This window comes from Virgibacillus proomii (assembly GCF_900162615.1).
GTDB lineage: Bacteria > Bacillota > Bacilli > Bacillales > Amphibacillaceae > Virgibacillus > Virgibacillus proomii.
Map to the genome: position 1 here is coordinate 2,410,832 of NZ_FUFN01000010.1, position 18,040 is coordinate 2,428,871.

General features: G+C 34.5%; 19 protein-coding genes and 1 riboswitch. Of the genes, 8 read left to right on the forward strand and 11 right to left on the reverse strand.

Features of this window, described 5'->3' with window-relative positions:
• Nucleotides 1–374 precede the first annotated feature (374 nt).
• Genes BN1066_RS18695 through BN1066_RS18705 form a run of 3 tightly spaced genes read left to right on the forward strand, consistent with a single transcriptional unit; the run spans nucleotide 375 to nucleotide 2,870 of the window.
• A complete protein-coding gene (locus BN1066_RS18695; RefSeq protein ID WP_077321216.1) occupies nucleotides 375–1,406 on the forward strand; it encodes a sensor histidine kinase in 1,032 nt (343 codons plus the stop codon).
• On the forward strand, nucleotides 1,403–2,038 hold the full coding sequence (locus tag BN1066_RS18700; RefSeq protein WP_077321218.1) for a response regulator: 636 nt from the start codon (nucleotides 1,403–1,405) through the stop codon (nucleotides 2,036–2,038). Before BN1066_RS18695 ends, BN1066_RS18700 begins: the two co-directional genes overlap by 4 nt.
• Before the next feature lie 52 nt (nucleotides 2,039–2,090).
• Entirely contained in the window at nucleotides 2,091–2,870 is a 780-nt protein-coding gene (locus BN1066_RS18705) for a sulfite exporter TauE/SafE family protein (protein ID WP_077321220.1), read from the forward strand.
• A gap of 335 nt (nucleotides 2,871–3,205) precedes the next feature.
• Here BN1066_RS18705 and BN1066_RS18710 read toward each other — a convergent pair whose 3' ends face one another.
• Nucleotides 3,206–3,439 carry a glutaredoxin family protein gene (locus tag BN1066_RS18710; protein WP_077321551.1) on the reverse strand — a complete coding sequence of 78 codons (234 nt, stop codon included), beginning with the start codon at nucleotides 3,437–3,439 and terminating at the stop codon, nucleotides 3,206–3,208.
• A 233-nt stretch (nucleotides 3,440–3,672) separates the two neighbouring features.
• On the opposite strand from BN1066_RS18710, the gene BN1066_RS18715 reads away from it, so the two are divergent.
• Together BN1066_RS18715 and BN1066_RS18720 are read left to right on the forward strand one after the other, a co-directional pair.
• On the forward strand, nucleotides 3,673–4,017 hold the full coding sequence (locus BN1066_RS18715) for a hypothetical protein (protein ID WP_179104434.1): 345 nt from the start codon (nucleotides 3,673–3,675) through the stop codon (nucleotides 4,015–4,017).
• 403 nt (nucleotides 4,018–4,420) lie between these two features.
• Nucleotides 4,421–4,639, forward strand: coding sequence for a spore germination protein (locus BN1066_RS18720; RefSeq protein ID WP_077321222.1), 219 nt, complete (start codon nucleotides 4,421–4,423; stop codon nucleotides 4,637–4,639).
• A 488-nt stretch (nucleotides 4,640–5,127) separates the two neighbouring features.
• On the opposite strand, the gene BN1066_RS18725 is transcribed toward BN1066_RS18720, so the two are convergent.
• Complete coding sequence (locus tag BN1066_RS18725; protein WP_077321224.1) at nucleotides 5,128–5,415, reverse strand: hypothetical protein; 288 nt, start codon at nucleotides 5,413–5,415, stop codon at nucleotides 5,128–5,130.
• A 208-nt stretch (nucleotides 5,416–5,623) separates the two neighbouring features.
• Between BN1066_RS18725 and BN1066_RS18730 the strand changes: the two genes are divergently transcribed.
• Nucleotides 5,624–6,064, forward strand: coding sequence for a Dps family protein (locus BN1066_RS18730; RefSeq protein WP_077321226.1), 441 nt, complete (start codon nucleotides 5,624–5,626; stop codon nucleotides 6,062–6,064).
• 691 nt (nucleotides 6,065–6,755) lie between these two features.
• Here the strand turns inward: BN1066_RS18730 and BN1066_RS18735 are convergent.
• The 9 genes from BN1066_RS18735 to BN1066_RS18780 all read right to left on the reverse strand — a co-directional run bounded on the left by BN1066_RS18735 (nucleotide 6,756) and on the right by BN1066_RS18780 (nucleotide 15,763).
• A complete protein-coding gene (locus BN1066_RS18735) occupies nucleotides 6,756–7,697 on the reverse strand; it encodes an NmrA family NAD(P)-binding protein (protein WP_077321227.1) in 942 nt (313 codons plus the stop codon).
• Nucleotides 7,698–7,781: 84 nt separating this feature from the next.
• Nucleotides 7,782–8,675, reverse strand: coding sequence for a LysR family transcriptional regulator (locus tag BN1066_RS18740; protein ID WP_077321229.1), 894 nt, complete (start codon nucleotides 8,673–8,675; stop codon nucleotides 7,782–7,784).
• Between the two features lie 724 nt (nucleotides 8,676–9,399).
• Entirely contained in the window at nucleotides 9,400–10,662 is a 1,263-nt protein-coding gene (gene cypC, locus BN1066_RS18745) for a CYP152 family fatty-acid peroxygenase CypC (protein ID WP_077321231.1), read from the reverse strand.
• Nucleotides 10,663–11,196: 534 nt separating this feature from the next.
• On the reverse strand, nucleotides 11,197–11,466 hold the full coding sequence (locus BN1066_RS18750) for a hypothetical protein (RefSeq protein WP_077321233.1): 270 nt from the start codon (nucleotides 11,464–11,466) through the stop codon (nucleotides 11,197–11,199).
• Nucleotides 11,463–12,032, reverse strand: coding sequence for a hypothetical protein (locus BN1066_RS18755; protein WP_077321235.1), 570 nt, complete (start codon nucleotides 12,030–12,032; stop codon nucleotides 11,463–11,465). Before BN1066_RS18755 ends, BN1066_RS18750 begins: the two co-directional genes overlap by 4 nt.
• A 190-nt stretch (nucleotides 12,033–12,222) precedes the next feature.
• Nucleotides 12,223–12,621, reverse strand: coding sequence for a MarR family winged helix-turn-helix transcriptional regulator (locus BN1066_RS18760; protein WP_077321237.1), 399 nt, complete (start codon nucleotides 12,619–12,621; stop codon nucleotides 12,223–12,225).
• A 1,077-nt stretch (nucleotides 12,622–13,698) separates the two neighbouring features.
• Complete coding sequence (locus tag BN1066_RS18765; protein ID WP_077321239.1) at nucleotides 13,699–14,013, reverse strand: DMT family transporter; 315 nt, start codon at nucleotides 14,011–14,013, stop codon at nucleotides 13,699–13,701.
• Entirely contained in the window at nucleotides 14,013–14,354 is a 342-nt protein-coding gene (locus BN1066_RS18770) for a DMT family transporter (protein WP_077321241.1), read from the reverse strand. The genes BN1066_RS18765 and BN1066_RS18770 overlap by 1 nt, the downstream gene beginning before the upstream one ends.
• Nucleotides 14,355–14,419: 65 nt before the next feature.
• A riboswitch (guanidine-I (ykkC/yxkD leader) is annotated at nucleotides 14,420–14,516 on the reverse strand.
• Nucleotides 14,517–14,719: 203 nt separating this feature from the next.
• Nucleotides 14,720–15,763: a DUF1646 family protein gene (locus BN1066_RS18780; protein WP_077321245.1), complete on the reverse strand. Its 1,044-nt coding sequence runs from the start codon at nucleotides 15,761–15,763 to the stop codon at nucleotides 14,720–14,722.
• Between the two features lie 839 nt (nucleotides 15,764–16,602).
• On the opposite strand from BN1066_RS18780, the gene BN1066_RS18785 reads away from it, so the two are divergent.
• A complete protein-coding gene (locus BN1066_RS18785; RefSeq protein WP_077321247.1) occupies nucleotides 16,603–17,046 on the forward strand; it encodes a MarR family winged helix-turn-helix transcriptional regulator in 444 nt (147 codons plus the stop codon).
• Nucleotides 17,047–17,093: 47 nt separating this feature from the next.
• On the forward strand, nucleotides 17,094–18,038 hold the full coding sequence (locus tag BN1066_RS18790; protein ID WP_077321249.1) for a ring-cleaving dioxygenase: 945 nt from the start codon (nucleotides 17,094–17,096) through the stop codon (nucleotides 18,036–18,038).
• Nucleotides 18,039–18,040 lie beyond the last annotated feature (2 nt).

The following is an 18,040-nucleotide window of genomic DNA, read 5'->3' on the forward strand; positions in this document are numbered from 1 at the left end:
GTAAATTTTTATTGCCGATTATTTAATCACGGATTCTAAACTAATTCATTTTATTGACGATCTCTTCAGCTTAATGGCAGTATATGATATTAGAGAGACTACCTTTTTCAGAAACATGCTTTATTATTCAGTAAAGCTTCATTTCGAGAAATTCATTGTTAAATCAAACATCGTAGCTTAAGCTCTTCACTTTCGTTTTTCGATAACAGCTTGATAGCTTACAGTATCCTAATACAAGATTACGAACCTGCAAAAGCTTTTTCAGAATATCACGGATACAAAACAAATATTTACCTAGACGTAATACCTCAACACTTAAAGAAGGCATTTGCGGCATCTATACTTCGGGAAAAAACAAGGGGGAGATTCAACCGATGTCATCGATCCAATATGAAAATAAATATTTACGCCAAATTTTTGAGAATATTCAAGATGGTATTATCATCATGGATCAAAGCCGCAAGATTTTAGCCATGAATCCAAGTGCAAAAAAACTAACGGGATGGATGGTACATGATCGTGTCCCATATTGTTCTTTTTGTGAGCAACGACACTTACGAAGTGGCGAAAATACATGTTATCTTATCGCACATGACGAAGTCCCATATTTTCTTTCGGATATGCCGACCTATCATGGCAAGAAAATAAACGTAGAAATGAGTACTGCTTTAATGTATCACGACAAACAAACAGATCAAAAAGAGTATTTACTTGTTTTACGTGATCAATCTCTCATGCAAAAGGAAAAAGAAGCTCAGCTGTCTAAACAAATGATCCAGAAACTGATCGAAGCAAAGGAAAATGAGCACAAACGTCTAGCTCAAGAACTTCACGATGGAGTAGGGCAGGCTTTATACAGCATTTCCGTCGCTTTGCAGGCAATTGAATCATTTGTAAATGATAAACGTATCCAAACATACGTAGACGATGTTCGAGAAGAGCTAAACGAAGTGATGAATGATATTAAAGCCTACTCTTATCAGCTGCGACCACAAAGCATTGATAGATTAGGTTTAATCGCAACGATAAATGGATTAATTACGACGTTAGAAAAAAGCAATCCATCCATTACGTTTACCTTTTCGTCTAATTTAACAGACCGCCTTCCACCTTTAATCGAAATTAATTTATATCGTGTGATTCAAGAAGCATTACACAATATGATTAAATATGCTGATGCAGATGAGGTAGTTGTTGAACTTACGGAATTATTGCATAAGCTAGAGTTAACGGTTCGGGACAACGGTATCGGCTTTGATATGAAGAAAGAACGCTCAAGAGGTCTTGGATTAAAACACATGGAAGAAAGAATCCATTTGCTGGGAGGTGTGTTTCACATCGTATCAGAGTTGCAACGGGGGACAATTATTCGTGCATCCATTCCAAAGGGGGAGAAGTTTCATTGATAAAAGTATTAATTGTTGATGATCATCGTTTAATTCGACGTGGTCTTAGACTGTTGCTTGAAGCTTATCCTGATATTGAGATTATCGGAGAAGCTGAAGATGGCGAGCAAGCTATATTACTAACCAACAGCAATGAAGTCGATGTCATTTTAATGGATATATCGATGCCAAATGGATTAGACGGTTTTACTGCTTCAGAAGTTATTTTAAAACAAAACGAACGGGTTCGAATTGTGCTTTTATCTATGCATGATGAGGAGGTTTATATTCAAAAAGCAATACAAATTAATGTTTGTGGTTACATTTTAAAAAACAGCAGAGGTAGTGAGCTACATGAAGCCATTCATACTGTTTATCAAGGTAAGCGATACTACAAGGTGGGTATTCCCAATGAACAACTTGATAAATTGTTTAAGCATAGCAAAAAAGATTATTCCATTCTTTCTGTTAGGGAAAAAGAAATTCTTCGCCTCACCATTCTTGGCTATACAAATAAGCAAATTTCTCAGCGCTTAATCATCAGTCCAAAAACAGTGGAAAATCATAAAGCAAACATGATGCAAAAACTTCATTTAAAATGTAAATCAGAGTTAGTTCAATATGGCTTAACGAATCACTATCACACCATTTAGCCATATCATCCAGTTCATATTACCGAATAACAACAAAGGTGGGATACAACGAATGAGCTTTGGATTTATCATCCTCATTTTTTTAATTGGTTTTATCGGTTCATTTATTTCAGGAATGGTGGGAATTGGTGGTTCTATCATTAAATACCCTATGTTATTATACATCCCCGCTTTACTTGGATTTGCAGCTTTTAGTGCACATGAAGTATCGGGTATCAGTGCCGTTCAAGTGTTCTTTGCTACCATTGGTGGTGTATGGGCATATCGTAAAGGTGGATATTTAAATAAAGAGCTTATCTTATATATGGGCGTTAGTATTTTAATCGGTGGACTCATTGGCGGATACGGGTCCAACCTACTTTCGGAAGCTGCCATTAATATTGTTTATGCTTTGTTGGCAACGATTGCCGTTATTATGATGTTTATGCCAAAAAGTAATGATAATCTAACAGATCTAAAAGAAGTGACTTTTAATAAACCACTTGCAGCCGGCTTATCATTTATCGTAGGGATTGCAGCAGGTATTGTTGGTGCGGCAGGGGCATTTATTCTTGTCCCGATTATGATTACCGTCTTAAAGATCCCAACACGTATGACAATTGCTAGTTCCCTTGCTATTACATTTATTTCTTCCATTGGTTCTACCATTGGCAAGATAGCTACAAATCAGGTATTGCTCGTTCCTGCAATCATCATGATTATTGCAAGCTTAATTGCTTCGCCACTCGGAGCAGCAGTGGGAAAACGAATAAATACAAAGCTCCTCCAAGCATTACTTGCTCTTTTAATATTAGCTACTGCAATAAAAATCTGGTGGGACATTCTCGTTTAATGATTAAAATGCCTTTTGAGAATAACTTTTTGTTAGAAGCACGAATGCATAAGCTAGACGAAATTGCCTTTCAGAAAAAAGCTAGGTAGAAACAGATATGTTTGATGTAAAAAAGCTGCCCACTACATTCTTTCAATTGGGCAGCTTTATCAATGAATTTAAAATTTTGTCACTACATCCATTGCATAATGAGAATGACAATCGCCGTTAGTAACAAGCCATAATGACCAGGACAAAAAGAAACGAGGTGTTTCGTCTGTTTATCTTGGGGTAATTCCGATAAAGAGCAACTCTTACAAGATATGATGTTATTCTTAAATATCTTCTTCAAGTGCTTATCCTTTTAAAGCTTGCTGCACCCTGTTTGGGTCAAAGCCAATGATCCATTTTCCATTAATTTTTGTTTGTGGGACCCCCATTTGCCCTGTTGTCTCAACTAAACGTTTGGCAGCTTGTTGATCTGTTTCAATATTAATCGTCTTATAAGGGATATTATTTTCTTTTAAATAATTTGTCATCATCGTACAAAATGGACATGTTGATGTTACATATACTTCAGCCGTAGCCATCATATTATTTCTCTCCTTTTCGTATTCATTCAACCTCATTATATACCCCTATAGGTATAATATCAAGAAGATTGCTCTAAGATCTCAAACAGGTAGTTATCCCTTTGAACACGCTTTAAAACATTATTTTCTTTCATTAAAACATCGTTAAAATTACGAATTTAGGTAAAAAGCCCAGTCATTTTATTATTAGGTGAATATCCATATCCTAAACGCGGATAGGAGGTTAAATGATGGATTATTTACAATATCAAGATGTAAATCATAACGAATTAGCGAACAATGAATCATACCATGATGATTTAGCTACAAATGAAATGTCAAATGACGAGAGGATTATTCGACCTTGGGGATTTGGCAGACCATTTTTTGGCTTCGGTAGGCCGTTTTTTGGATTTGGCAGACCTTTTTTCTGGGGGAGGCCATTTTTTGGTGGTCCGTTTTTAGGGGGCTTAGCTGGCGGTTTGCTAGGTGCTTCTCTCGTTAGTCCATATTATGGATATGGTCCCGGATACTACGGATACGGACCAGGTTATTATGGAGCTCCGGGCTACTACGGACCGGGTTATTATGGCTAATGTTTTTGAAGAGAATGAAAGTAGATACTACATTCTTCCTTCAAAATACTGCTTCCATCTATCAAACTTTTTACGTTAACAAATGATAGGGAATGATTTATGAGCTATTCCCTGCTTTCTTTATGTTTATCTAAATTAAAGTGAACAAAAGCACAAGTGTAACTAAAAAACTAAAAGTTGTGGAGATTATATAAGAAAAAACATTGGCTTGTGCTGTTCCACTTATATCTTATGCATTTTTCTTATTACAATCATCTCACCGAATTTGACACCGCCACTAAGCACATAGGCTACTTGCAGCACCTTACAAAATAGTTAATCTAAAAAATAATGAAAAGCACAAATAATAGGTGATTGTCATATCATAAAATAATAAACCAAATTTAACAGAAGGTGGTAAAACATGTCTTCCGTTGTAGGGCCAGTAAAAGTAGTACGTGTAGGACCTGGTTCACTTGTAAATGTCGGTGATATCTATAGCTTGTCACCATCCGACACTAGTAAATCAAACGCTGGTGCTGGAGCATTAAATACGGGCGATTCCATTAGTGTAAGTAGTCGCTCCAGCTCTACTAACCATTATGATCCTGATTTAGGCGATCAACCCAAATTTAAAGCTTAAATATAAATATACATGTACCTATGCATCATCATTCCCTGCCCATACGTTAAAAAACACTCGGTGTAAACAAAATAAATTTACTTATTATAATGAAAATCAATTCATACAAGGAATCTATAAGTAATTTACACCAAGATTTTTTAAAAATATTTTTAACGACGAATTTAAATTCTAAATAAAGTGAAAACTTCATTCTGTAAGCAATTTTCCTTTATCACACCTAAGGTTAAGAATTAGATCAAAGGTTATCATCTCCAGCGTCCTTAAAAGTCGCGATGTTGTCGCAGTCGTAGCTTTTCTTGTCCTTGGAAAACCGCGAAGTTCGCTGTCGTGGTTTTTCTTGTCTTGTCGACCGGCTTGAATCGGGTATTTAGATACCGTTAACTTCTACTTTGACTTCTTCGTTTTCTTAATAACTTTTAAAGCGAGAGTCTTATGGTACCTTACATACAGAATAAATCTCTCTAACTAAGGAATTCAAAAACCGATTAAAAATATTCGTTCTGCATTCCTTGTTTGCGAACGATCGTTTGATTATATGCATGGGTTTTTACAATAAAACGTAAAGTTTCATTTAAAAAATCTACTGCTTCAGCTATATACGGTCCTTTATTTAACATAATACAATCAAATGAGCTTCCCATTTCAATATCAGCCAATTCAGCACGGGAGTTTTTTATTATTTGTCTAGAATAAAGCGATCTCTTTCCCTCCTCTTTTTTGCACTTTGAAAGTCTATCCATAAAGGCAATCAGCCGGCCTTTATTTTTATGCATAATATGCTTTTTTCTGTATATTATGCAACTGACCATTTTATCAAAACCTTTTCGTTGAGAGTTAACTTATTTCATCTGACAAACCAAATAGAAGCTAAGTCTGATAGATAATCAGTTGTATTTATTATAATTATTATTATTTGATAATATTATAATTTAAGTGTATAATATAAATTGAAATAAAATAAATTACAAGGAGTGCGAATAGATGAATCAACAATTAATCGATGCACTTAACAAACAACTTGCCAATTGGAATGTACTTTATACAAAGCTTCATCATTATCACTGGTATGTAAAAGGGCCGGAATTTTTTACACTGCATGAAAAGTTTGAAGAATATTATAACGAAGCAGCAGATTACATTGATGAAATCGCTGAACGAATTTTAACCATTCAAGGAAAACCGCTTGCTACTTTAAAGGAATATATGGAAGTAGCGACTATTGAAGAAGCGATCGGAAAAGAATCCGCCAATGAGATGGTGGATCAAATAGCTAAAGATTTTCAAAAAATTGTTGATGACTCCAAGGAGATTATTGAAGCAGCAGAGGATTTACTAGATCAGCCTACAAGTGATCTATTTATCGGCATAAAAACTTCATTGGAACAGCATATATGGATGCTAAATGCATTCAATGCAAAATAAGGATACTTCCCATCCATGAGGGACGACCGTCCGTCCCCATGGATGGAGCTGATTGAATAAAAGATGAAAACATTTGTGGCACTTCCATGATTAACTTTAAAAAGTATGTTAGCAGTTTTTATAGATTATCCTTTTCAAATATAAATACAAGAAAAACCGCTTGCTTGCCATTTTAAAAGAATATATAGAAGTAGCTACTATGGAAGAAGCGCGCGGAAAGGATCAGCCAATGTAATAGCGGATCACTTAGCTAAAGATTTCCAGAAACGGTTGATGGCTACAAGGATTTGTTTAAAACAGCAGAGGATTTATTAGATCAACCTAACTAACAATTTATTTATTAGAATAGAGAAAAAATTGTATCAGTAGTGCTTTTTCTTCATCCCCTCAGATAGAAATAGAGCAAAGACTAAAAACTCGAACGTCCTTGAAAAAGAACCTCTTTTTCTGCGGATGATTAAGAGGTCTTCCTTATTTTGGAAAATAAGAGCGCCTTTCTGAGTGCGAAGTATTGCTGTCGTGGCTTTTTCTTGTCCTGTTACCCCAAACGAATCGGGTAGTTAGGTGTCGCTATATTCCGGCTAGACTCCTTATATACTCTATAACTTCCTAAAATGGTGAGCTTACGTAACTTAGATCTGGGGTAAATCAGTTTTTAGTGCTTGTTTTTGTTTTAAATATCAACAGTTGTTCAGTTATCTTTTGAATGACGACTACCTATTTGAAATTGATTAGCATGTTCAAACATATATTTTACTGTAAGAGGGTCTTGACCTGTAAGTTTCTTAAAGTCATCCGTAAATACATCCATTTTTCCCAAACGAATAGCTTGAGCAAAAGTGACCATGCCTTCTGATGAAAATGGTGCCTCGGAGTCTTCTTTAAATTCACCATCAGTTGTTCTAGGAACTCCCATTGCATCAAAGATAGCATAATTTTCTTCATCCGTAATTTCTTCATAGGTTACATGGTTACCCGTAACTCTATTTCCAATTGTTATAAACTCAGAAATGGTCATCCGTTCCGGTCCATTAATATTTAAAATAGCTTCTTGATACTCGTTAGATGCTATCGAAAATGCAACAGCTTTAGCACAATCTTCACGTGAAATATATGCCATTTTTCCATCACCTTGGCTATTTTTTAGTACCCCATCACCCTTAACATAAGTGAAGTAATTTGTAATCATTGCTTCGGCATATTGAGAATTACGAAGAAAAATATAATCTAAACCGATACGTTTAATATATTCTTCCGTATAAATATGATCAATTTTTTCAATACTCGGATTTGATTCATCCGCTGCATTAACTAATGATGTATAAATGATTTGTTTTACGCCAGCTTTCTTAGCAGCGTCTATAACGTTTTTATGTGCACGTTGACGTTTCAATCCAACAAAAGGCATAGATATTAAAGCAAGTTTATCCGCACCAGTAAAAGCATCTACTAGACCATCCATTTTATTAAAATTGGTCACATGTGTTTCAATACCTTGTTCTTCATACTTTTTTAAAGCTGTAGGATTATAACTACAAAAAATAATTTTATCTTTATCAACCAATTCTAATAAATAGTCAGCTGCTTGCTTACCTAAATTTCCATCAATACCAGTCAATAATAATTTCCCCATAATTTCTAGCACTCCTTTTGAAAGTATCTATAACTAAACATTAAGTGAAACACTGAACAAATTCAAATACAAAAAACTTATAACCTATTGGGGAAACGAATCTTGTATTTGACGAAGAAATCGTTGTAATGATGGATTCGGATTATCTTTTAAATAGCCTATTTCTATGTTAAATGTATGATGTGAATCTTTTAATGGGATTAATCGAACCTCATCTTTTGGATATGCAAGGCTATAATTGTCTGGTAAAAATCCAATCAAATTCTCGGTTACTATATAAAATAACTCTGTTTCGACATCATCCACCATTTGCAGTATATTCGGCTCATAACCATCCTTTATCGCATTTTGAATCATTAAATAATAAGAGGTTCCAATCGCAGTTGAATTCAGCATGATAAGTGGATATTTATATAGTTCTTCTTTTGAGATAGTCTTATTATGAAAAAGGGTGTGTTGATTACCCACAACCGCACAATATCTTCCTCTATATAATGTATGTGTTAAAATATCCTCTTTTTCTTTAAATTCTGAATCAACAGCAATTGCAGCATCATATATCCCTTTTCTTAGAAATTCTGAAATATCCTTTAACAATACTTTATTTAATTTTAGGTTAATCGTTGGATTCAGCTCCTTAAACGAAGTAATAAAACGTAATAAAACTTGAATATCCGTCAAGGCCGAATATTCTATAGACAATAGTTGAGTATGACATTGCTGATAATTCTTCATCTGAGCTTGCATATGATTATATTGCTTCCAGAGCACAATCGCCTCTTCATAAAAAATCGAGCCAGCTTGTGTTGGTTCAATAGGAATTTGTTTTCTGTCAATCAATTGCATGTCAAACTCTTTTTCAAGTGAAGCAACTTGTTGGCTAATGGTAGTCTGAGATACATAATTCTTCTTTGCTGTTTCGGTAAAACTCCTACATTCAACTAAATCAATAAAATATTTAATTTTTTCAATATTCATCTTACAAACCTCATTTAATATGTTTTGTAATAATATAACCTGATGTGGGACTAAATTTTTGTATCTTTTTTTACGAAACTAGATTTTGCAGTTTATTTACTGCCACTGCATGTTATGAAAAATGTTTACTAATAATACGGTTGATTCTTATATATAAAAATCACATGATAGCTTCACATATGAACTAATGAATTGTGTTGCCTCAGGTTATATTTTACCACTTTCCCATGAAAAAACCGTTTTGTAAAAGTTTACTTAGGTATCCTACTATGATTTTATACGGTTCTGATAGAAGCTATTTTTATTAATAACGCCATTAAAATCTTAGAACAATTTTCATCCTTAAACCTACTCCTCTTAGGTCATTGGTTTAAAAAGATCTATCCTGGACAAACTAAAAAAATACCCATCCCCCATCTTATGTATAAGCCACTCACCAAAGAGGGGGCTTATGATATTTAATACATAATTTCTGACAAAGTAAATTTATTTAGATTAATAAGGTGGTTCCATGTCTGAATTTGTTTGTACGTGCCACCATATTTAACAGCCAGTTCACTGACCGAAACAACGGATGTATGGTTGCACTTGATTTTTTAACAGGAGAATCTGTTAACTTTATCTTCTTCCCTACAAATATTTTAATTGGATTCTTCATTTGGTTGATCTTAGCTACCATTGTTCCGTAACGTTTTGAATCACACTCACATCATAACAAAGGTGATTACATTTTTCTCTTCACGCTTTTAAGAATTACTTTACTCTGAGGGATACTAGGCATTCTTACCAAACTATAGCTTAAGTCCTGATTAGGCACATCATAATTCATTCGTTTAGCCAGATAATCCAGGCTCACTTTCATTACTTCGATAGTCACCCATTCTCCAGCACAACGGTGTCCCATAAAATACCCGCCACCACCCTGTGGAATAAAATCAAATGGGTTGGTCTCTCTTTTGGCAAAACGATTGGGCTGAAATTTTTCCGGATTTTCCCATATTTCAGCATCGTGATTAGTACCATAAAGGTCAAGCAAAGTTAATGTATCTTTTTCAAATTTATAGCCATTCCATGTAAAATCATTTTTTACCCGTGCTGCAACAAATGGGAAAAATGGATAAAATCTACGTACTTCCTGCACAAACATATCAGCGTAGTTTTCCTCATTCTCGGAGATCAGTTTCTTTCTTTCCTCTGGATAATGATGTATTGCCAATGCTAGAAAGTTAATGTATATTGCAATGGCAACGATTGGTCGCAAAATATTAAGCACTTCAACAGCAGCAATATTAGCATCAAGAAGATTTCCCGCTATATCACGATGCCAAGAAAATGTATGTAACGCAGTATGTTCCGGAATCTTTACATTTCCATTACGAACCTTATTTATAAGTTCAGCTGCCCACTTTTCTACGCGATTCCGTGAATTCCTTCCTCGCCAATGGTTTGGTCCAATGGCAGCTGGCGACTCAAACATTGCCCCTAAATCTTGTGCTAATTCTTTTACTTCATTTTCCTGAACAGGTACACCAGCCCACTCACATGCAATCTTGCACAACATTTCCCTTACTTCATTATAAAGAATCACCTCATCCATCTGCTCCCAATTACCCATAGCTATTTCCCATTGTCTTTTAGCAATATCAATGAGATTATCAAGTCTTGAAGAAGACATGATGGACATAAACATTTCCTTACGTTGTTTGTGATCATTTCCATCTAACATTTGTACACCATTTTTGCCGAACAATGTTTGTACTGCTCGATTTGGAGCCGCACCTTTTCTCTTAAACTTCTCCGCATCATAGAAAATTTTTGCAGCTTCTTTTCCTCCCATGCAGATCGCTTTCTTTCCAAGTAACCTGGTTGCAAAGATATCAGAATTAAAACTTTTACGTCTGTTTAAAATATACATATATCCTTCTCTAATCAAGCTTAAAGTATTATCTACCCCTTCTTCCAGAGGTATTTCTCTAATATTTTCCATCAGATCATCTCCGCTTTCTATTCATAACAGTCTTATTGTTTGTGAATAATTTATTTTTATGCTGCAAATCGATACGGATTTCAGCATAAAAACCATTCTTTTAAAGCATTCGATTGGTTTAATATAAAAACACCCATCAATTCTTCTTAGCAAAGATTATGGATGTACATTATTGCATTATGAAATAATAAATAGTTCGTTCATAAAATCTATCAGCAGGATTTGCTCTAAAAAAGGAAAATAAAATTAACTGATATACGGAACCAGTTCAAAAAAACTGTATAACTTTTCATTTGTTACCACCCTCATATGTCGCGATCATTTAAAATCAGATCGTAGAGGGAGTGAATGCCTGACTATTTAACAATATCACAAATTAGCTTTTGTCTATTTCTCCCGAAAAGCGGTGCTAAAATCTGATTCCTTCCTCTCTTACATATTATATTAAAGATAAAACAATGGATCGAAGAAAAAGAATTCATCATAATTTCTTATGATTATCGTTTCATGGATAAATGCAGGTAATTTTAATTATCATTGAAAAGGTATACATAAAAATTCAATTGCACGCTTTACATATTTTGCAATAGTAAACAAAACAAATGCAACAACTAGCATTACTGGGATACTTAGAAACCGAGGAATTGGCGTATTTGGCATAAATGTCATTTCAATTTGATCTACACCCATTGTACGCAAAATACTACCACCTAAACCAAAAATTGCAGTTCCTATTAAGCTTACATATAACACAACCAACACAAATAAACCAAGTGCAGCAAAAAAACGATAGACCCAAATCATTGTAACGTTTCCTTTACGATCTGCTTTACGGTTGCAGTATGTGCAATTGTGTATTGATGTTGATAAAATAAAGTCTCAATTTCACAATGTTCTCCAATAAATACATCATTCCCTCGTACTATATTGGCTTTCGTATGTATTAAGACTACAGTTTTTCCAGTGATCTCCTCACATATCAGGCGTTTTTTTAACGCAAAGCCTTTGCTCACTTCAATTGTAACAGAATTGATACGACCGATACGGCAAATACCTTTCATGATTATTTGACCATATCTTACTTTCAGACATTGTGCTTGTATGATGCCATGAACCCTCATATTCTTTACTGTTAGATGTGTTGCATTTATTGATCCAGTAACAGCCAAGCTATCTATTTCTGCTCGATCGACACGCAAATGGCCATCACTTTTTAACGTCTTAAACAGGGCTGTGTTATCCATAATACAGCTACCTGTAATCTCGGCTGAATCTGCTTCAACCGTTGCATAAAAATGATGATGTCCTTGTGCAGTTATTCTATCTGTTCTAATGGGTTCCCTTTGCTTACTTGCCCCCACTAAACTCATTTTTTTTGTCATCCTGTTATTTCAACTCCAATACATTTTAATAATTAAAATATATAGTAATTGAATTAATTTGTCAAATAAAAAACCAAGCTAGCATCTGTTACTAGCTTGGTTTCCCTAACGTAAAACTTTGTATCAAATTCCATCCTAATTTTTGTACTATATAAAAAAGAGCTTTATACTAAAAGCTCTACAATAAAATTCTACTCATTAATTCATTCACTTGTTGTAAAACCTTTGTCATTTCAATTACATGTTTTTGTTCAAACTTATCAAAAACTTGCAGTACTTGCGCTTCACCTTCTGATGTTAACTTCATTGTAACAACTCGGCGATCTTCACTATCACGTAATCGTTCCACAAGCCCTGCCTTTTCCAGTTTATCGCACATGGCCGTTACCGCACCAGGTGTCACACCGGCAAACTCTGCAATCTCTGTCGCCTTCATTCCGCCACTAATTTTTAATTGCACCAGCAAAACGATTTGACTTGGCGACAACTTTTCTCCTTTAGCAAGCATGTCCATAAACTGCCTCGATTTATATTGAATCTCTACAATTTCTTTCATCATTGTTTCCACATGTACCATTTAATCACTGCCTATTAAATATTTTAATAATTAAATTATATAACAAATAAAGGTTAAAAACAATTGAATAAAAAACTTCTAGCTTACTTAGAGACTCAACTTTCGCACACTGAATAAGCAGGTAAAGCCTGATGTATCTGGATAATCCTGCAAACTACTATTGCAGTTAAATTTAATTAGAATTTTCATCTTGTTGTATTATGAAGTTTGCAATGAATTTAACCACGATTGGCTGTAGTATTACAGCAACTAATCGGGCTTCTTGAAAAAATCCTAAAACATGTGTATCTTTTTCCGTTTTTCGTAATATATCAATCACTGATTATGTTTTCTATTATTAATGACACACCGATAATTGGCTCCTTCCCATTAGCTAATCCAATCGCATTCGGTTTGAACGGAGCTTCTGCGGACATGATCCATTAAACCAAGACGCTACCAAGGAATATTGGCTCAAACATACAATGCTATCATGCCCACCACTCCGTATAAAACCTCCCAGACTACGGCTATATCCATACCAAATAGCAGAGAGGTCGATAATCCCGAATTTTTGTACAGTTCCTATCCCCACAATAACAATAATGTATATTGTTACCTTATCTCCAGCCCTAAACCAACAACAGCAGAAGTATGAATTTTGGCGCGTTCGAGCTTTTTCGAGCTTCCTTATACAGCTGGCTCAGTGTGTAACTCTTTATCCTCATACTACATATAATAAACAGAGTGTATATTTTTTTGAGTATACTTGAAGAGGAGTCAGAAACGACTCATTTAATCACTCCTGAGAAAAGCAAACCAACTGTTAAAAAGCGTGTTTTTAATAAATAGCTGCAAAGTGAGTGCACCTTATCCAGGACGTTGAACATCGCTTCTGTTGACTTTTTCACACCCTACTTACGTAGCTTATAACCGATTCTACGCTTGTCAATAGCAGGATTAATCTCTTAAAAACGGTTCTTCCTTTTCTTGGAACTTAACAACGAAAAAGCCGATGGAATAAAAGTATTTCCGTCTGTCCAGCCAAGCATGAGCATACGAAAATTTCTGATATACCTGCAATGATAACTCCCTTCTTTACGAGATTAGTTTTAAACCGATAGCCGCTCCTAATACCATTGCTATAAAAACAATTCTTTTCCAGTTTTTTGATTCACCATATAAAACCATTCCTAATATCGCTCCGCCAGATGCACCAATACCTGTCCAAATTGCATATGCGGTTCCCATAGGCAATGTTTTCATTGCAAATGCAAGAAATAAAAAACTTGTTCCAAACCCCAAAATTAGGAGTGCCAACGATTGCCAATTACGATTTTTATGCAACGTATTTATCATTAAAACACCAAACATTTCAAATAAACCTGCAACAACCAAAGAAACCCATGCCATTATGTTTTATCTCCTTCCTTGACGTTGTCCTCGGTAACTAATTTCAAACCAACTACACCTGCCAATAAAATTAAAATCAATATAATTTTTGCTACTTTAAATGGTTCACCAAAAATTACTATATCCGAAAAAACAGTTCCCGCAGTACCCAGTCCTACAAAAACAGCATATACGGTTCCAACAGGAAGTTTCTTGCCAGCCATAATCATTAAATAGAAGCTAATAATTATAGCAATAACAGTCCCAATCCACTCCCAAAAGCTATCAGCATGTTTTAAGCCAATAACCCAAAAAACTTCAAAAAAAGCAGCAATAAATACTTTCATCCAGTCTTTATTCATTTAAGTGACACCTCCATTTTTTCACTCATAAAATCAAAAAAACCTAAGAAAAACTGTTTAACAGTTTCTCCCAGGCTTTTATCCCTCCGTGTCACAGCAAAGCTGTGAGTTTTCTCTTGGACCAGACCAACAACTTGTTGCGGAACCCTAGAAAACATTTGGTTTATAGAATTAATTTCGATTATACACATATACAAACATTTATTCAAGATTGAAGTATCGAAAAAGGAACAAGTGATATTGTTCAAAATCGACCACTGGGCTAAAAATATAGCTGTAAACAAAACATACCTTATCATTAAATTACGATTAAAATTATAGATATTATAACTACTGGTATTTTCAATCCTGCTGCTTTTTAGGAATTAAATCACAAGGATTACAACGAAATATACTACCATGGCAATCAAGCCAACTGGAATAGCAAAACGTGCGTATTGTAGACTTGTAATTTTAAGCTTTCCAGCAGCAATAATATTTGGAATATTCCCTGGTATGAGCATTCCTCCACTGACCAGTAGTCCAAGTAAAATATCCCTAATTGTCGTCTCGTTCATTACCGGGCTAATTTCTGCTGCCGCTAATGTAGCGTTATCCAAAACGGCAGAGACAATGTTTATCCAATATAATATTAATGGATTTAAGTCGAGTAAGTATTCCTCAATAAAAGGTTGAAAACCTGCACCAAGAAAAGTTAAAGCCATAACAAATAAATAAATCTTTAAACTGCGAATAATTATTTCCGCATATGATTCAACCTGAGATTCCGTATCTGGATTAGTGGATCCCGGTGCAGATTGTCCTAATATTTTATTTGATTCTTCTCTTGATTTAACTAAGAATGCAGCTAATATCCCAAAAACTATAATACCCGGGATTACGTATACACCAATTAATTGAAATAAATACATAAAATCTTCGTCTAATTTACTCACAACAATTGTTGAAAGTGGCTCGCCAATTGGAGTAAGTGCAGCACCCATTCCAATTGCAAAACATGCTAAAACAACCAAGCGAATTTCTGATTTTTTATCCATTTCCAAAACACTGATAACAGAAACAAGAATGATTGCGGCAATAATTGCGGTAATCAGACTAGAGATCAATCCAAGAATAATTACTAATAATGCAATAAACAAGCGATATGGTATCGCTTTGCTTATACCTAATACTCCCTTTTTAATTGTACCCTGGAACCACCTGAACAAAAGACCAGCAACTAGAACTGCCAATGTAATGTTTATTGGGTGTATTAAAGCTTCATTTATCAAATCCCTATTTAAGACTTGACTAACTAACGCGGATAAGACTCCCATAATAAATAAAAATACTTCCAAATTACGTTCGACAATTTTTGTAAAAGGTAAAAACAGTACAAGTACTAATATTATTGTTAATCCAATAATCATAATGCAGTATCCTCCTATGTAGTTGTTATCTAAAATTCCTCGTTATCGTTTAAAGTTATTTAACTACTTTATAAAAATTTAACTAGATTCTTTCAAATTTATAAATAATAGTATCTGATTCTAACGTATTAGCCTCACCTCCCTTTAAAAAACACAAAAAAGAGCCTGTTACCAAAGGCCATAATTCCCCGCCCTTGGTGACAGACTCCTCCTAAGTACAACTTTAGTTTATTATAGTATAACACAGCATCTTTAATTTTTCATTATATATTTATTAAGTTTAGCGATTTTCCCAATAAAAATTAAACCCAGAAGCTGTTCTTTCAAGCTATGGTATGTCAACACTTCACTAGACCGTTTTGTGGGGTGTTGCAATTTAAAAATTGGATAGCTAGACTTTCATGTTCAAAATGATGATTAAACAATGTACATAAGGCTAATAGTTCTAGACTATCAAATTCTCTTTTTCCTACAAATTTAGTTTTAAATGTTTCATTTTTATTAAAAGACTGGTAATACATACTTTTTAGAAATACCAAGGATAGAACACATGGTTTGAACCGGACAGTCATCCTTGTGTTTATCAATAAACGCATTAAACCGCCATCAGTTACTTAATAATGGTGGTATAGTATTATGGACACAACTTCTTAGATTTTTAAAAAATTTGACTAAAACATTGAAAAGATTATGTCCATATGTGGAGTAAAAAGTATAATTATGAACGATAATCAAAGTTACCTTAACCTCTTTTCCAATTATTAAGTTTTATACTTGCAATTTTATCACTTGAGTAGTAAACTGATATAGACTCAAGTAAAAAGAAAGGGTTGGACTAGATGAAAAAAAATACGCTTGGTTCGCTCATTTGGTTACGAATTACACGCTTTACACATCAAAGTAACAAGCTATCAAATGAATTTTTAAAGCAATATGATTTAACAGCTGCACAATTTGATGTGTTAATTCAAATATCAACATATGAGCCATTAACCCAAAGTGAACTTGCAGAAAAAGTTACGGTAACCCAAGGCGGTATTTCACGGATGCTTACACGTCTTGAAAAAGATAAACTAATCCAACGCAAACAGGAATGGAAAACAAAAACTATTTCTTTAACTACTAAAGGACGAAAAAAATTAGATCAAGCATTTAAAGCTCAGCTTGCATTTCAATCGTCATTTTTTGAAGATTGTTTAACAAAGAAAGAGCAAAAAACGTTATTATCACTTATGTCTCGTGTGCAAAAAAACAGTGAAAAAAAGCTGTCAAAAAACAGATAATTTTTTTATTCTTTCACTTGATTAGTCAAATGAATGGAGGAGAAAAAATGTATATCATCCCAGGACATCATCATATTTCGATGATTACAAAAAATGCAAAGAAAAATCATTTCTTTTATCACCACGTTTTAGGGTTACGCAGGGTTAAATTAACGGTTAATCAAGATGATCCATCTATGTACCATTTATTTTATGGAGACCGTACTGGTAGCCCTGGGACGGAATTATCATTTTTTGAAATGCCCTTTGTCGGAAGTACGTATCGCGGAACGAATGCAATTACACAAATCGGGTTACTAGTTCCATCTGAAAAAAGTTTAATGTATTGGAAAAAACGTTTTGAACAATATGGAATTAACCATAGTGAAATAACAACATACGCTAATCATTCAGCCTTACATTTTGAGGATGAAGAAGGTTTACGAATGGTACTTCTCGTTTCAAATGGTAAAAAAATAGCGCATTGGGAAGCATGGGAAAACTCAACCGTTCCAATTAAACATCAGATTCAAGGGATGGGTTCTGTTGAAATAACTGTGCGTCGTTTAGATAAACTGGCACGTACTTTAACAGAAGTATTTGGCTACACAGAAGTCTTACGATCAGACAAAGAAGCAATCTTTCAATCAGTAAAAGGCGAACTTTTTGGTGAAATTGTGGTCAAATCATTAGACGGACCTACTGAAAAACCAGGTCGAGGAAGTATTCACCATTTAGCCATTCGGGTCAATGATGAGAGAGAACTAGCTTACTGGGACGAAAAAATTCGTAACCGGGGGTTTCATTCATCTGGAATTATTGACCGTTACTATTTCAAAAGTTTGTATTTTAGAGAATCGAACGGAATCTTATTTGAAATTGCGACAGACGGACCAGGATTTACAATTGATAGAGATATAGAAGCGCTTGGTCAACACCTGGATTTACCGCCACTTTTAGAAAGCCGCCGTGTCGAAATTGAAGCAAAATTACATCCATTGGAGGAAGCATAGGA

What these genes read in the sequence shown, in the direction of transcription:
- BN1066_RS18695 (WP_077321216.1), top strand. Translation starts at nt 375, where the DNA reads ATGTCATCGATCCAATATGAAAATAAATATTTACGCCAAATTTTTGAG.
- BN1066_RS18705 (WP_077321220.1), top strand. Translation starts at nt 2,091, where the DNA reads ATGAGCTTTGGATTTATCATCCTCATTTTTTTAATTGGTTTTATCGGT.
- BN1066_RS18710 (WP_077321551.1), bottom strand. Translation starts at nt 3,439, where the DNA reads ATGGCTACGGCTGAAGTATATGTAACATCAACATGTCCATTTTGTACG.
- BN1066_RS18715 (WP_179104434.1), top strand. Translation starts at nt 3,673, where the DNA reads ATGGATTATTTACAATATCAAGATGTAAATCATAACGAATTAGCGAAC.
- BN1066_RS18720 (WP_077321222.1), top strand. Translation starts at nt 4,421, where the DNA reads ATGTCTTCCGTTGTAGGGCCAGTAAAAGTAGTACGTGTAGGACCTGGT.
- BN1066_RS18725 (WP_077321224.1), bottom strand. Translation starts at nt 5,415, where the DNA reads ATGCATAAAAATAAAGGCCGGCTGATTGCCTTTATGGATAGACTTTCA.
- BN1066_RS18730 (WP_077321226.1), top strand. Translation starts at nt 5,624, where the DNA reads ATGAATCAACAATTAATCGATGCACTTAACAAACAACTTGCCAATTGG.
- BN1066_RS18735 (WP_077321227.1), bottom strand. Translation starts at nt 7,697, where the DNA reads ATGGGGAAATTATTATTGACTGGTATTGATGGAAATTTAGGTAAGCAA.
- BN1066_RS18740 (WP_077321229.1), bottom strand. Translation starts at nt 8,675, where the DNA reads ATGAATATTGAAAAAATTAAATATTTTATTGATTTAGTTGAATGTAGG.
- cypC (WP_077321231.1), bottom strand. Translation starts at nt 10,662, where the DNA reads ATGGAAAATATTAGAGAAATACCTCTGGAAGAAGGGGTAGATAATACT.
- BN1066_RS18750 (WP_077321233.1), bottom strand. Translation starts at nt 11,466, where the DNA reads ATGATTTGGGTCTATCGTTTTTTTGCTGCACTTGGTTTATTTGTGTTG.
- BN1066_RS18755 (WP_077321235.1), bottom strand. Translation starts at nt 12,032, where the DNA reads ATGAGTTTAGTGGGGGCAAGTAAGCAAAGGGAACCCATTAGAACAGAT.
- BN1066_RS18760 (WP_077321237.1), bottom strand. Translation starts at nt 12,621, where the DNA reads ATGGTACATGTGGAAACAATGATGAAAGAAATTGTAGAGATTCAATAT.
- BN1066_RS18765 (WP_077321239.1), bottom strand. Translation starts at nt 14,013, where the DNA reads ATGGCATGGGTTTCTTTGGTTGTTGCAGGTTTATTTGAAATGTTTGGT.
- BN1066_RS18770 (WP_077321241.1), bottom strand. Translation starts at nt 14,354, where the DNA reads ATGAATAAAGACTGGATGAAAGTATTTATTGCTGCTTTTTTTGAAGTT.
- BN1066_RS18780 (WP_077321245.1), bottom strand. Translation starts at nt 15,763, where the DNA reads ATGATTATTGGATTAACAATAATATTAGTACTTGTACTGTTTTTACCT.
- BN1066_RS18785 (WP_077321247.1), top strand. Translation starts at nt 16,603, where the DNA reads ATGAAAAAAAATACGCTTGGTTCGCTCATTTGGTTACGAATTACACGC.
- BN1066_RS18790 (WP_077321249.1), top strand. Translation starts at nt 17,094, where the DNA reads ATGTATATCATCCCAGGACATCATCATATTTCGATGATTACAAAAAAT.